This window comes from Enterococcus sp. HMSC072F02 (assembly GCF_001837725.1).
GTDB lineage: Bacteria > Bacillota > Bacilli > Lactobacillales > Enterococcaceae > Enterococcus_B > Enterococcus_B lactis.
The window spans coordinates 101,849-116,070 of record NZ_KV833953.1 but is presented as its reverse complement, the minus strand read 5'-3'; the positions used below and the strand labels follow the sequence as shown (position 1 = coordinate 116,070).

The 14,222-nt window shown below is 37.4% G+C and carries 16 protein-coding genes; all 16 read left to right on the top strand.

Features of this window, described 5'->3' with window-relative positions; genetic code table 11:
- Positions 1–5 precede the first annotated feature (5 nt).
- The 16 genes from HMPREF2731_RS07325 to HMPREF2731_RS07250 all read left to right on the top strand — a co-directional run bounded on the left by HMPREF2731_RS07325 (position 6) and on the right by HMPREF2731_RS07250 (position 14,197).
- The gene (locus tag HMPREF2731_RS07325; protein WP_002292534.1) at positions 6–308 is read left to right on the top strand and encodes a PTS sugar transporter subunit IIB; all 303 of its coding nucleotides are present in this window, start codon (positions 6–8) and stop codon (positions 306–308) included.
- Positions 309–333: 25 nt separating this feature from the next.
- On the top strand, positions 334–1,623 hold the full coding sequence (locus tag HMPREF2731_RS07320) for a PTS sugar transporter subunit IIC (RefSeq protein WP_002312716.1): 1,290 nt from the start codon (positions 334–336) through the stop codon (positions 1,621–1,623).
- Between the two features lie 18 nt (positions 1,624–1,641).
- Positions 1,642–2,049 (top strand): hypothetical protein, encoded by a 408-nt coding sequence (locus tag HMPREF2731_RS07315; protein ID WP_002330731.1) that lies wholly within the window; start codon positions 1,642–1,644, stop codon positions 2,047–2,049.
- A 22-nt stretch (positions 2,050–2,071) separates the two neighbouring features.
- Entirely contained in the window at positions 2,072–2,941 is an 870-nt protein-coding gene (locus tag HMPREF2731_RS07310) for a class II fructose-bisphosphate aldolase (protein ID WP_002310673.1), read from the top strand.
- 1 nt (position 2,942) lies between these two features.
- On the top strand, positions 2,943–3,563 hold the full coding sequence (locus HMPREF2731_RS07305) for a P-loop nucleotide/nucleoside kinase family protein (protein WP_002312719.1): 621 nt from the start codon (positions 2,943–2,945) through the stop codon (positions 3,561–3,563).
- Positions 3,564–3,891: 328 nt separating this feature from the next.
- The gene (locus HMPREF2731_RS07300; RefSeq protein ID WP_002316635.1) at positions 3,892–4,497 is read left to right on the top strand and encodes an NUDIX hydrolase; all 606 of its coding nucleotides are present in this window, start codon (positions 3,892–3,894) and stop codon (positions 4,495–4,497) included.
- A gap of 134 nt (positions 4,498–4,631) precedes the next feature.
- On the top strand, positions 4,632–5,084 hold the full coding sequence (locus tag HMPREF2731_RS07295; RefSeq protein WP_002310676.1) for a MarR family winged helix-turn-helix transcriptional regulator: 453 nt from the start codon (positions 4,632–4,634) through the stop codon (positions 5,082–5,084).
- A gap of 36 nt (positions 5,085–5,120) precedes the next feature.
- Complete coding sequence (locus HMPREF2731_RS07290) at positions 5,121–5,618, top strand: GNAT family N-acetyltransferase (RefSeq protein ID WP_002316636.1); 498 nt, start codon at positions 5,121–5,123, stop codon at positions 5,616–5,618.
- A gap of 17 nt (positions 5,619–5,635) precedes the next feature.
- Positions 5,636–6,346 carry a B3/B4 domain-containing protein gene (locus HMPREF2731_RS07285; protein ID WP_002310678.1) on the top strand — a complete coding sequence of 237 codons (711 nt, stop codon included), beginning with the start codon at positions 5,636–5,638 and terminating at the stop codon, positions 6,344–6,346.
- A 140-nt stretch (positions 6,347–6,486) separates the two neighbouring features.
- On the top strand, positions 6,487–6,909 hold the full coding sequence (locus HMPREF2731_RS07280) for a VOC family protein (RefSeq protein ID WP_002316637.1): 423 nt from the start codon (positions 6,487–6,489) through the stop codon (positions 6,907–6,909).
- Positions 6,910–6,928: 19 nt separating this feature from the next.
- The gene (locus tag HMPREF2731_RS07275) at positions 6,929–7,153 is read left to right on the top strand and encodes a hypothetical protein (protein ID WP_070872659.1); all 225 of its coding nucleotides are present in this window, start codon (positions 6,929–6,931) and stop codon (positions 7,151–7,153) included.
- Positions 7,154–7,293: 140 nt separating this feature from the next.
- Positions 7,294–8,847: a glycosyltransferase family protein gene (locus HMPREF2731_RS07270; protein ID WP_002314028.1), complete on the top strand. Its 1,554-nt coding sequence runs from the start codon at positions 7,294–7,296 to the stop codon at positions 8,845–8,847.
- Between the two features lie 293 nt (positions 8,848–9,140).
- Entirely contained in the window at positions 9,141–10,454 is a 1,314-nt protein-coding gene (locus tag HMPREF2731_RS07265; protein ID WP_002292548.1) for an NCS2 family permease, read from the top strand.
- A 328-nt stretch (positions 10,455–10,782) separates the two neighbouring features.
- Positions 10,783–12,405 (top strand): glycoside hydrolase family 13 protein, encoded by a 1,623-nt coding sequence (locus HMPREF2731_RS07260; RefSeq protein WP_002314029.1) that lies wholly within the window; start codon positions 10,783–10,785, stop codon positions 12,403–12,405.
- A gap of 163 nt (positions 12,406–12,568) precedes the next feature.
- A complete protein-coding gene (locus HMPREF2731_RS07255) occupies positions 12,569–13,003 on the top strand; it encodes a MarR family winged helix-turn-helix transcriptional regulator (protein ID WP_002310682.1) in 435 nt (144 codons plus the stop codon).
- Positions 13,004–13,105: 102 nt separating this feature from the next.
- Positions 13,106–14,197 carry an NADH-dependent flavin oxidoreductase gene (locus HMPREF2731_RS07250; protein ID WP_002320708.1) on the top strand — a complete coding sequence of 364 codons (1,092 nt, stop codon included), beginning with the start codon at positions 13,106–13,108 and terminating at the stop codon, positions 14,195–14,197.
- Positions 14,198–14,222 lie beyond the last annotated feature (25 nt).

Genomic DNA, 14,222 nt, shown 5'->3' with positions numbered 1-14,222 from the left:
CAAAGATGAACAAATTGAACATTTTATTCGTATGCGGCGCAGGTTTAGGAAGTAGTTTTGCAGCACAGATGTCTGCTGAGGATGTTTTGAACAAATTAGGAGTAGAAGCCAAACTGGACCATTGTGATATTTCTTCTGCAGTGTCCATGAAACCAGATGTGATCATCACAGCAGAAAATTTTCGCTCGCAGTTCGAAAAATTCTCAGTCGATCCTAAAACAGCGATGATCTATTTGAAAAATATTGTCTCGAAAAATGAAATTGAAGAAAAAATCACCCCAGTTTTACAAGATAAGGGAGTTATCTAAATAAAAAAGAAAAGAGGATAAAAACATGGGCGTTATCAATTTTATCATCGAAAATATTTTGACTCAGGCATCGATCACCATTGCATTGATTGCTATGTTGGGTCTACTGCTGCAGAAGAAATCAGCAGGACAAGTCATTTCTGGCACGTTAAAGACACTCCTAGGATTCCAAGTGTTGAGTGCTGGTTCGAGTATCATCGTTGGGAGTTTAACTTATTTCGGGAAAATTTTTACTGAAGGATTCCATATGCAAGGGATCATCCCTTCGATTGAATCTATCAATGGTCAAGCAATGAATGATTTAGGTTTAGGCAGAGATATTGCGCTGACGTTCTTAGCCATTTTTGTATTCAATATTCTTTTAGCTCGGTTCACAAAATGGAAGTACATTTTTCTAACTGGTCAAGCCATTTTATGGATGGCGACGATGACGACAGTCTTTGGTTATTTCGCCGGTCTGCGAGGAATCGTATTGATCTTAGTCGGTGGTTTTATCGGAGCTTGTTTCGCCATTGCTATGCCGGCAGTAGCACAACCAATCATTCGTAAAATCACAGGATCAAATGATATTGCTTTAGGGCATTTTTGTACGATTGGGTACTTATTTGAAGCCGGTGTGGCTAAACTTTTTGGTGAGAAAGGCGAAAATAAAAAATCGATCGAAGATATCAAGCTGCCTACACATTTCGAGTTTTTGCAAGATACTTATCTGTCTGTCATGGTCGTGATGGTTCCACTATATATCATCACTGTTTTATTTGCAGGTGAACCATTCGCTTCTGAATTATCAGGAGATCAAAACTATATCATGTTTGCCTTTTTACAAGCCATCCAATTCGTAGTGGGTGTGTATGTATTGCTAGCTGGTGTACGTCTACTGTTAGGTGAAATCGTGCCGGCATTTCGAGGGATAGCTATGAAATTAGTTCCTGATGCGATTCCTGCCTTAGATTGTCCAGTTTTCTTTCCCTACAGCCCAAATGCTGTTATTTTAGGTTTCATTACGACAACGATCGGTACGATTATTGCCATGTTCACTTTGCCGATGTTCGGCTTAGCGATGATTTTACCAGGTATGCTAACGAATTTCTTTGCCGGAGGAACAGCGGGGATATTTGGTAACGCAGTTGGCGGACGTCGAGGAGCGATCATTGGCGGTATTGCTCATGGCTTCTTTATTACATTATTGCCTGCTTTGCTAGTAACGATCTTTAATTCGATGGGGTTCATCAATGCTACAGCAACCGATGTAGATACAGTAGCCGCCGCACTCTTATATGCCTGGATTTTAAGCCCAATTTTGAAAGCATTTTAATTGAAAGTAGGGAAAATGATGTTCGGATTTTTTAAGAAAAAAGAAAATGAACCAAAAAAAAGATCGATAAAAGAGGAAAAAATCCTCTCGCCAGAAGCGATCGAAAAGATTCAATCAGAGATTACACAATTAAATCAAGAGATTTCAACGACCCAAGAGAAGCACGAATTAGCGGAACTTTATGAACAAATTGGTCTTAAATTTTCTGAATTGTATGAGAACGATCAAGCCATCCAATATTTAGAAAAGAGCTTGGAAAATAAACAGACGATCGGAGATGGGTATAAAAAACTGATGAGCCTCTATAACCAGAAGCGTGCAGATGCTGCTCGTGCTGGGGATGATCAAGGAATCGATTACTACATGGGCAAAATGGATGAGATGCGACAAATTGCAAAACAAGTAACGATCAAAGGAAATAAATAAAAAGATAAGGTGGCAATAAAAGATGTATACAACATTGAAAGAAGTAACAAAAACAGCAGAAGAATTGAATTTTACAGTTGGAGCTTTTAATACACATAACCTAGAAATGCTTCCTGCCATGCTAGGCGCAGCAAAAGAAATGGGCTCGCCGATCATTATTCAAACAAGTGTCGACACCGCAAAATATATCGGCATGCATGTGTTAGTCAATGTAATGACAGCTATTGCAGAAGAAGAAATGGTTGATGCAGTCTTGCACTTAGACCACGCCCGAGACTTTGATGATATCAAAGAAGCAATCGATAGCGGATATACTTCTGTCATGTATGACGGGTCCCATCTGCCTTTCAAAGAAAATATCTTGAAAACGAAAGCAGTAGTAGAATATGCCCATGCACACGGTGTTTCCGTAGAAGGAGAACTTGGAACGATCGGCGGTACAGAAGAAGGAATCCATGTCGCTGAAAATGACAAGGTATATACAAGACCGGAAGATGCAGTGAAATTTGTAGAAGCTACAGGTGTGGATGCATTAGCTATTGCTATTGGTACGAATCATGGACAATTCAAATCAAAAACAGAAGTGAACATTCCCTTGCTGAAAGAAATCGATGCAGTAGTCGATGTCCCCCTCGTTATCCATGGCGGAACAGGTGTGAAAGAAGAAGATTATCCTGAATTGATTAATAACGGGATCCGCAAATTCAATGTTGGAACGGAGCTTTTAGTCAACTGGACAAAAGTGGCTAAAGGAACCTTTAGTGAAACAGAAATCAACAAGTCTCTTCGCCATAATGTGATTCCAGCAAATGAAGCAGTAAAAGAAATCGTCAAGCATAAGATTGGACTGTTTATGAACTTGGAAAGTCCAATTAACTTAGGAAACAAATGAGATGAAAAAGTATTTCATTCTTCTAGCTGGTAGTCCTGGTACAGGAAAAACATATCTTATGAATAAACTACGGGAACGATTTCCAGATATGTATGCCATCACGCTCGATGAAATCAAGGAATATTATGCAGAATCCATCGGTTTTAACAACTTGGAAGAACGGGCGGAACAAGAAAGGACGAAAGTTTATCCTTTCTATTACAAAGCACTTGATCTGTATATGGAAGCAGGAAAGAAAGTGATTGTGTCCGAGTATCCTTTTAGTGATAAGCAAAAAACTCGACTCCAAGAATTAGCAGAAAGATACGGATATCAGGTGATCACGATTCGCCTGACAGCAGATTTTGAAGTGTTATGGCAACGTCGGTACAAACGTGATCGTGAACCAGATCGTCATTTGAGCTATATCATGGATCATTATCACTATGGCGACATATTGGAAGATCGATCGAAAGGGACGAACCATATTACGAAAGAAGCATTCAAAAAGATCATCACTGACCGAAAATATGATGAATTCCAGTTAGGAACACTATATGAATTTGATGTAACAGACTATACTCAAGTGGATTACACTCCATTATTGGATAAATTAGAAAAAGAAATCAATGACAATAAGTAACGAAGAAATGGTTTGATAGTGACAGGTAATAAAGACAGGCGGCTCTTCTCTTGAGGTTGTGAAAAAGCTGTCCTGCATCAAGTAATAAGAACAGCCAAACAAAAATAGCTCCTCCTATTTTTCGTTTGGTTGGGCTTATTACCGCAGATGCAAGCTTTTGAACATCGGTTATTCACAGCACAGAGGAGTCGAATGTCTTTTTGTTCTAAAATGTTTTTTTAATATTCTTTTATTTATTGCCGATTTCCTTGTGTTTATTTGCCGTAATTAGGTCAGTCTTCTATACTTGATTACATAGTCATACATTCGATGAAAAGAAGGGAAGAGAATGAATAACAAGTTGGCTCAATACAAAAGACTACTCGCACTTTCTCAAGCTGGTCTGTATTATGGAAAAGATGTATTCGATAAAGAACGATTTGAGGAGATTCGGACGATCTCATTGGAATTGATCAGTGAAATAGGAAAAGAAGCTTTCGAAGAAATAAAAGCACTTACAGTTATTGAAGAAGGTCATCCCACACCAAAAGTTGATGTTCGTGCCTATATCAAAAAAGACGGCAAGATCCTACTAATCGAAGATAAACGGACGAAAGAATGGTCACTGCCAGGCGGATTTGCCGAAATAGGTTTATCTCCTGAAGAAAACGTGCGGAAAGAAGTCTATGAAGAAACGGGTTTAACAGTAGAATCTACACAGCTGCGAGCGGTTTTTGATACGAATAAACAAAAAGATATTCCGCAGCTTTTTCAGTATTATAAGCTTGTTTTTGCTTGTACGATCCACGATGAAGATGCAAAATTTATTGAGAACAACGAAACTTCCGACATGGGTTTTTTTAGCATAGAAGAGTTGCCAAAGCTATCAGAAAAACGAACAACAAAGAAGCAGTTGCTCATTTTAGAAAACAAAAACCAGCTTTATTGCGATTGAGTTTTTTCGTAAAAGAAGAAAGCTATTTACTCTGCGAGTTCTCTAAAAAGAACTCGTTCTTTTATTAAAAAATAGTTGCATTTGCAACAAAAAGAGGTAAACTAGTCTTACAAACAAAATAAAGGTGGGGTGAAATGGCTGAAATTCTTCGAGACATCGGAATGATTGCCCGAGCGCTGGATTCTATCAGCAATATCGAATTCAAAGAAGTTGATTTAACAAGAGGGCAGTATCTTTATTTAGTACGTATTTGCGAAAATCCAGGAATCATCCAAGAAAAACTAGCAGAAATGATCAAAGTAGATCGTACAACGACTGCACGAGCAATCAAGAAATTAGAATCCAATGGGATGATCGAACGTTTGGAAGATAAAGAAAATAAAAAAATCAAGAAACTCTATCCGACTAAAAAAGGAGCAGAAATCTATCCTTTCATCATCCGAGAAAACAACTACTCTAATGCAGTCGCATTAAATGGTCTGTCTGACGAGGAAGCGAAACAATTGGAATATCTTTTAAAGAAAGTATGCAAGAATATTAGCGAAGATTGGAATTTTGTCAAAAAAGGTAATAAAAGGATCTATTGAAAGGAAGAAGCCGTGAATAAATACGAAATTCGAAAAATGACGCCTTCAGATGTAGACTTACTACAACAAATCAGTATCGAAACATTTACAGATACATTTGGAAAAGATAATTCGCCGGAGCATCTAGCTGCTTACTTGAGACAAGCTTATGCGCCAGAAAAACTTACAGAAGAGCTAAAAGAGAAAGAAACTGATTTTTTACTAGTAAGTATCGATCAAGAGCCTGCGGGTTACCTGAAACTAAATATAGGAACGAGTCAATCTGAGGAAATGGATGATCATTTTTTAGAAATCGAGCGAATCTATGTACGAAAAAAATTTAAACATCAAGGTATTGGTACATTTTTACTAGATACAGCTATCAAAAAAGCAAAAGAAAAGCAAAAAACAGCCATTTGGCTCGGTGTGTGGGAACACAACGATGTTGCGCTCGCTTTCTATCGCAAAAGAGGATTTACCAAGTACAGTGAACATATTTTTTATATGGGAGATGATCCCCAAACAGACGATCTATTCATCAAGGAATTATTCTAATCAAGAGGTGTAAACATATGAAAAAAGTAATAGTGGATGCCAATTTTTGGGAAGTATTTCCTGAAGCAACCATCGAAATCTTATCCGCGAGTGGTATCGATAATCACGTAACAGAAGAAACTGAAGAAACGTATCATCAATTATTGAATAGCGCGGCAAAAGAAGCAAGAAATTACCTTACAGAAGAAACATTCAGCCAAAACGAAGTCATTGCTCAGTGGCGTCAGGCTTTTACCACATTCAAGACTAAAAAAGGTGCACGTTCTTCTATTGAAGCTTTACTGAAACGTGCAAATCAAGAACGGGAATTTTTCCCAATCAACCCGCTTGTAGATATTTATAATAGTATTTCCTTGTCTTTTGGCGTACCTTGTGGCGGAGAAGATATCGAAAAGATTTCAGGAAATCTGCATCTAGGAAAAGCCCAAGGTGGCGAATCATTCCTGCCTTTAGGTGCAGATTCCGATGCTCCGGCACTTCCGGAAGAAATCATCTACTATGATGAACAAGGAGCAATCTGTCGCTGTCTCAACTGGCGTGAAGCCCAAAGAACGATGCTGACGGAAGAAACGCAAGCAGCGGTGCTGGTCATTGAATCCATCAATGCTGAACAAGCAGCACGTGGCGCACAGGCAATCGAAGCGTTGAAGGAAAAAATCGATCAAACATTTGGCGTGTCTAGTGTCAGACACACACTAACCAAAGCTGAATCAGAAGCAGAATTATAAAAAAATCGAAAAAAGAAGAGCGGCATTTATTGCCGTTCTTTTTTTGTAAAAAAATTAATGGAGTACATCAAGTCTAGAAACTATTGCTTTATTTTTCTTGAATAGGATCAAACACAAGGTGTTCGCGCTTTCGTGATATAATGGAATCAGTTTATAGACAGGTAAGAAAATCAACTAGAAAGAAGGGTCAAACGATGATACAAAAAACACGTGTGATGCTTTATGTCAATGACGTAGAGATGATTTGCCGATTCTTTGTAGAAAAAATTGGTGCAGAAATTTCAGAAACGATCGAATTGCCAGAAGAATTTAAGAGTATTGTACTGAGTATCTCAAAAGAATTAGAATTAGGTGTATTTCCAAAAGTATTTGTGCAGAAGTTTTCACCAGAAGTATTGGGACCGCCACCTTCTTTAGTCTTTTTTACGGATGAATTTGAAACTATCTACGAGAACATGGACGAACCTGGAGAAATCACAGACAACAATGGCGTCTTGACTTTCAATTTTTCGGACCCTGAAGGCAATTATTTTGTTATAGGAAAAGCTGAGTCGTCTGTTTGAATAAAAAGGAGGAAAAACAGTGGATCTAATGGGAAGGCTAGAAGGTTATTTGAAGTATCGGCGAGCAAAACATAGTGAGAAGCTTCGAGCAAGGAATTTCAAATCAGGTAAAAAGAAGACAAAAGGTTGGGGAAAAATGGTCGATACAGGTTTTGGCGGACTAAATAACCTAAATCCTGTTGATACAAAAGAATTCATCAAAGAAGAGCAGAAACGGATGAATAAAGGGTACGCAAAAAAATGAACGGAAATTTTTGGATAGAAGCTTCATTTCTATCAACCGGATAAATAAAATAAACAACAATAAAGTACTGCTACTTGTTAGTAAGTTTTATTTTTTATAAAATAACTATATGGTTATTGTAGTTATGAAAGGAGTAGCAGATGGAAAAGGGTATCAAAGGGATATATAGATTATTTGCAGTACTAGTTATTTTTTTTATGATTTGGGCGATGGCATCAACTATTTTTTCGCCAAGGATAGGCGCGATATTCTCTTTATTCAGAGATAGTTATTCACCAAAAGTTACTATAGTTGTTAATATATTTTGTCTGTTTTTTGCATTTCTTCTATTTTTTATTTTGAAAAATTTATTAAAGAAAATAAAAATAGATTGGGATTTAAGTGACAAACTGCTCTTTTATATATTTGGGTTAGAGTTAGTTATTTACGCAGTCAGCTTATTTCTTTTTATTAGATTTATTGGTTTTCATCAACCAGTCGATGATACTGCTATTACATTAAAATTTTTAGAGCAATTGAAGGCTGGAGAAAATTGGGGATATAATTATATGTATTCCAATCCTCAAAACCTATTGCTGATGTATAGTTTTAGGGGAATACAATTTTTCTTTGGTACGAATTACTATCCGATCATTGCAGTATTTTGTGGCATTCATCTAATAACGATCATCTTTCTTTTTCTTTCTCTGAGAAATTTAAAAGTTAGTAATTTTGCAACATTGATTACTATTCAAATCATGTTATTTGCCTTCCAGATAACATTACATGTTCCTGTAGCCTATACTGATATACTTTCATTGTTTTTTGGCTCAGCCACATTCTTTTTTATAACTAAATATGTAAATAAGAAGAAACAGTATGTGAATAGAAACATTATTTATGTACTGCTTGCAACAGCAACTAGCACGATTGGTTTTATAAGTAAAGGGACGGGTCTTATCTTGATCTTAGCGATGATCTTATTCTTTGCTTTTTATCATACTGGGAAATGGCGGTTGCTAGCATTCCTTCCTTTAGTTTTTTTAGTTTTAGGAAATTTTGGGTGGAAACAATTTATCGATGCACAAAAACTCTATCCGAATAGTCACTATGGACAGCCCAATACACATTATTTGATGATGGGATTGAATAATACGCCTATTCCTGATAATTTATCTGGGGATGACAAGTATCGTTGGGTAGTGGGTGCTTATTCTAGCGCCGATCAAAGATTTACATGGGATATGTTCTTGGATAAAAAAATGCCTAAAAAAGAAGTGGAAGAAAAGCACCTATCTATCATAAAAGAACGATTGAATGCGATGGATTTTAAGCAATTCTTAGCTGCAATCAATAATAAGGTTGCAGTTACTTGGAGCTCAGGTGATCTAAAATCATCATTTGAAATATTTTTGGGTACAGGAAAAAATGAAAAGAATATGTGGGTATTCAGAAGTAAAACAAGTGGATTAATTTTATACGCTGTAATGATGGTGATTCAATACTTGGTTTATCTTGGAATTATTTTTACCAGTATAAAATTTTTCAAGAATATAAATCCACTAGTTTTTTTGAGTAACATATATATTTCTGGTTATTTTGCATTCTTATTGATCTGGGAATCTAGTCCTAGATACGCTATGGGGATTTTTGTACCTGCGATAATAATGATAGGACTGTTGATTGAAAAAGAGAAGACAAAAAGAATCTCTTAGTTTGTAGTCATTCACTAAATGATGTAATGTAGATAAAAGAAGACAAGTCTAATAAATAAGTTAGATTTGTCTTCTTTATTTACAATAAAGAAATGTTTCTCTCTATAAAGAAGAATCTCAAATAGTGGAAATATGGATTTTTTAATCAAATAGAACGTTCGGATTTTGCTTGAAATCCGAATTTTTTGTTTACTTATGTTTTGTTTTAGTATATGATAAAACACGTTGTTTTATTAATAAATCGAAATTTTAACGGACTTTATTTATAATGTTCGGATTTAGGGGGATGGAAGATGAAGGAAAAAATACTTTCCTACTTCGAAATAGAAAAATTGAACACCACGGTAAAACGTGAGGTACTGGCAGGATTTACGACATTTATTTCAATGGCCTATATCTTATTTGTAAATCCAACTGTATTAGGCGCTTCTGGAATGGATGAAGGAGCGGTGTTCACTGCGACTGCATTAGCCAGTGCGATTGGCTGTATTTTGATGGGGGTATTAGCCCGTTATCCAATTGGAACGGCACCTGCTCTTGGGATCAATGCTTTCTTTGCTTATTCTGTTTGTTTAGGGATGGGGATCCCATGGGAAACAGCATTGTCCGGCGTATTCGTTGCTTCTTTGATCTTTATCTTGATTACAATCTTCAAACTGCGGGAAATGATCATTGATGCGATCCCAGCAGATTTGAAATATGCGATTTCTGGTGGTATCGGTCTATTTATTGCTTTCCTTGGTCTGAGCGAAGGTGGCATCATCGTTTCGAATGAATCTACATTAGTAGGATTAGGATCACTCAACGTTGGTTCTACTTGGTTGACGATTTTTGGATTAGTCGTCACGGCTATCTTGCTTGTTCGACGTGTACCAGGTGGCATTTTCATCGGGATGGCAGCTACAACGATTTTAGGTCTGGTCACAGGTTTGATTCCAATGCCTTCTGAAATTGTTGCCGCAGCACCAAGTTTGAAACCAACATTTTTAGTTGCGTTAAAACATGTAGGGGACATCAATTCTCTTCAAATGTGGGTCGTAGTACTAACATTCTTGCTTGTGACTTTCTTTGATACAGCAGGAACTTTAGTTGGATTAGCAAATCAAGCAGGCTTTATGAAAGACAACAAGATGCCTCGTGTAGGGAAAGCTTTAGCTTCTGATTCAACAGCTATGCTTGCGGGCTCCTTATTAGGTACTTCTCCTGTTGGTGCATTCGTAGAATCGTCAGCTGGAATCGCTGTTGGAGGACGCTCAGGAATCACAGCAATTACTACAGGAATCTTTTTCTTGTTAGGTTTGTTCTTTTCTCCATTACTATCAGTTGTTACTTCACAAGTAACTGCACCAGCATTGATCATGGTAGGTGTTTTGATGGCTCAATCATTACGTCAAATCGAATGGGGAAAATTAGAGATTGCGATCCCTTCCTTCTTGATCTTGATCGGCATGCCTTTAACTTATAGTATTTCAGATGGGATTGCATTAGGTTTTATTTTCTATCCAATTACGATGTTAGCGGCTAAAAGAGGAAAAGAAGTATCTCCAATCATGTATGGTCTGTTCTTTGTATTCGTGGGATTCATGTGGATATTGAATGTGAAATAAAGAGGTTGTGAAATCAGTGTTCTGGCCTGAGTATTAGCTCAAAAAAACGAAAAAATAGTTCCTCCTATTTTGCCGTTTTTTGAGCTAATACCGAGGGACAGCTGAGTGAACACCGTTTATAAAGAGGTTGTGAAATCAGCGTTCTTCCCTACATCAATCAATCCTTTCAAAAAACAGTTGAGGAAATTTCCTCAGCTGTTTTTTTGTTTTATTCTGTTACCGATAACAAGGTGCAATGACTGTTTGAAAGCGTTACAATTTTTGGTGGAAGAAACTAAACTAGATGATTAAGTGAAAAATAGAAACATCCATTTATAGGAGGGAAATCATGGAACGAAAATGGTGGCACCATTCAGTTGTTTATCAAATCTATCCAAGAAGTTTTCAAGATTCAAATCAAGATGGGATTGGAGACTTGCAAGGGATTATTTCTAGATTGGATTATCTGGCATATTTGGGCATTGATGTGATTTGGCTTTCGCCAGTGTACGAGTCTCCAAATGATGACAATGGCTATGATATCAGTGATTATCAAGCAATCATGGCAGAATTCGGTACGATGGAAGAATTGGAGGAACTGATTGAAGAAGCAAAGAAAAGAAGTATCCGTATCGTTATGGATCTGGTGGTGAATCATACTTCGGATGAACACCCGTGGTTCATTGAGGCACGTAAAAATAAAGAAAATCCTTATCGTGACTACTATATTTGGCGTGATCCAGTCAATGGAGAGGAACCTAATGGATTGCGCTCGATATTCAGTGGACCTGCTTGGCAGTTGGATGAGCAAACAGGGCAATATTTTCTGCACTTGTATAGCAAGCGTCAACCTGATTTGAATTGGAAAAACAAACAGGTTCGCCAAGCGATTTATCAAATGATGAATTTCTGGATCGACAAAGGTATTGGTGGCTTTCGTATGGACGTGATCGATATGATTGGCAAAGAACCGGATAAAGAAATCACAAGTAATGGACCTAAACTGCATGAGTATCTTCAGGAAATGAATCAAGCAACTTTTGGCGACAAAAATCTGATGACCGTTGGCGAAACATGGGGAGCAACTACCGAGATTGCTAAACTTTATTCCAATCCTAAAAGAAAGGAATTATCCATGATCTTCCAATTCGAACACATAGGATTAGATCAGCAAGAAGGCAAAGACAAATGGGATTTGAAACCTTTAAGTATCTCTGAACTGAAAAAAGTATTATCGAAATGGCAAACTTCTTTGGGGGATGAAGGATGGAATAGTTTATTTTGGAATAATCATGATCTCCCGCGAATTGTTTCTCGTTGGGGAAATGACGATATGTATCGAAAAGAAAGTGCCAAGATGTTTGCTATCTTGCTTCATATGATGAAAGGCACTCCTTATATCTATCAAGGAGAAGAATTAGGCATGACGAATTGCCCAATTGATGATATCGCGGAAGCAAAAGATATTGAGACAATCAATATGTATAACGAAAGGATTTCTTCTGGATTTACAAAAGAGGAAATCTTGGAATCAATCAATGCGAAAGGAAGAGACAATGCTAGGACGCCTATGCAATGGAACGCCAGTGAACATGCTGGGTTTACTATGGGAATTCCATGGCTTCGAGTCAACCCAAATTATAAAGAAATCAATGCAGAAGAAGCGTTAGCAGATCAAAAATCTGTTTTTTATATGTACAAAAAATTGATCGATTTGCGTAGAAAACACGACATCATCGTCTGGGGTGACTATGAATTAGTAGAAGAGACGCCAGAGCATATCTTTGCCTATTCTCGCACATATGAAGACCAGCGATGGCTCGTTGTTTGCAATATGTCCAGTGAAAAACAGGTGTTCACTGTTCCACGTGAAGCTTTAAGGGTTATTGTATCAAATTATCCTCTGAAACAGTTACCAGACGGCAAAGTTGAGTTACGACCATATGAAGCATTTGTGGTGGAAGTAAAATAAAGAAAAGCTTATTTGATTGAAACGTATTACCGAGAAGTTGTGACATATTTTTTGTCACAACTTCTTTTTCTCAAAACTAAACAGAGGAGGCGGTCATTACTCCGTGTTTTTTGACAAAAAATAAAAATCATACTATGATATGTACGCCAATGGAGGGGATGAAATGGAAAAGCCAATTGAAAAAGCGTTGGATGAATGTCTTTTCTTTAGTGTGAAAAAGCTTGATCGCATGTTGAATAAATTAGCTGATGAAGCATTTAGAAAAACAGGCCTGGCACCAACATATGGATTTATTTTATTGATATTAAAAGAAAAAGATGGTATACCGCAAAAAGATATTGCGCAAATGCTCTATTCTGCGCCTTCAACAATCGCTCGTTTTGTTGAAAAATTAGAATATAAAGGATACGTCAAAACAGTTAGCGAAGGACGCTTGTCATTGGTTTATCTTACAGAACAAGGACGCCAATTTACTAAGGAAGTCGATGGTAGCTGGGAAGAACTCCATCAGTCGTACAAAGCAGTCTTGGGAAATGAAGCAAGTAAAGAATTAGCCGAGATAATGAATGAAGCAACAGATAAGTTACAAAAAAAATAAAAATTTTTTTAAGCAAAATAGTTGCATGTACAACTAATCGAGTGGTTTAATGATAGATGATTCTCGATAGGTTAATTAGAGCAATTCATGGGAGGAATAACAATGTCACAATTTGATCAATCAATTACTTTACCTTCAGGAGTTCAATTGAAGAATCGATTGATGCTGTCGCCTATGACGACACAACTCAGCTTCTTCAATGGTGTGATCACCGAAGATGAGATTACTTATTATAAACAACGTTCTAAAGGACTTGGTGCTGTTATTACTGGTGCTGCAAATGTCCAAGATATCGGAAAAGGTTGGCCAGGTGAACTGAGCATCGCTCATGATGAAATGATTCCTCGGTTAAGTGAACTAGCTAAAGCAATCCAAGGAGACGGTGCAAAAGCGATTGTTCAGATTTTCCACGGTGGACGAATGACTAGTCGAGCTACTCTATCCGGAGAACAGCCTGTATCTGCAAGTGCAGTTGCAGCGGAACGACCTGATGCAGAAACACCGCGAGCATTAAGTGAAAATGAAATCAAAGAAACAATCCAAGCATTTGGCGAAGCCACACGCAGAGCGATTGAATCAGGATTTGATGGTATCGAGTTGCATGGAGCAAATACGTATTTGATTCAACAATTTTTCTCTCCACATTCGAATAGACGAGAGGATCAATGGGGCGGTAGCTTAGAAAATCGCTATCGTTTTATTGACGAATTATTAACAACGGTTTTCTCAACGGTTGAAAAATATGCAAAAAAACCATTCATCGTAGGGTATCGTTTCTCACCAGAAGAATATGAAACACCAGGTATTCGTTTTGAAGACACGATCTGGCTTCTTGAACGATTACGTGAGACAAAACTAGATTATCTGCATGTTTCATTAAATGCGTATGATCGAAGAGCCCGTTCTGATAAATACAGCGATCAGTCGATTCTTGAAGCTGTCCACGACACGATCCAAGGAAAGATCCCTTTAATTGGTGTTGGAGGCATCCGTACTCGCAAAGATGTAGAGCAAGTACTGAAATATGCAGAACTTGCAGCAATTGGACAGCAAATGATCGTCGATCCTGACTGGGCAGAGAAGTTATTGGAAAACCGTGAGGATGAATTTGTAACGAAACCTTTTGAAGAAGCATATAAAGAGCTTTATTTGCCAAGTCCATTATATAATTTCTTGAAAGCACGTTATCAATAACTCAATTTTTATAGAAAGAGGATGG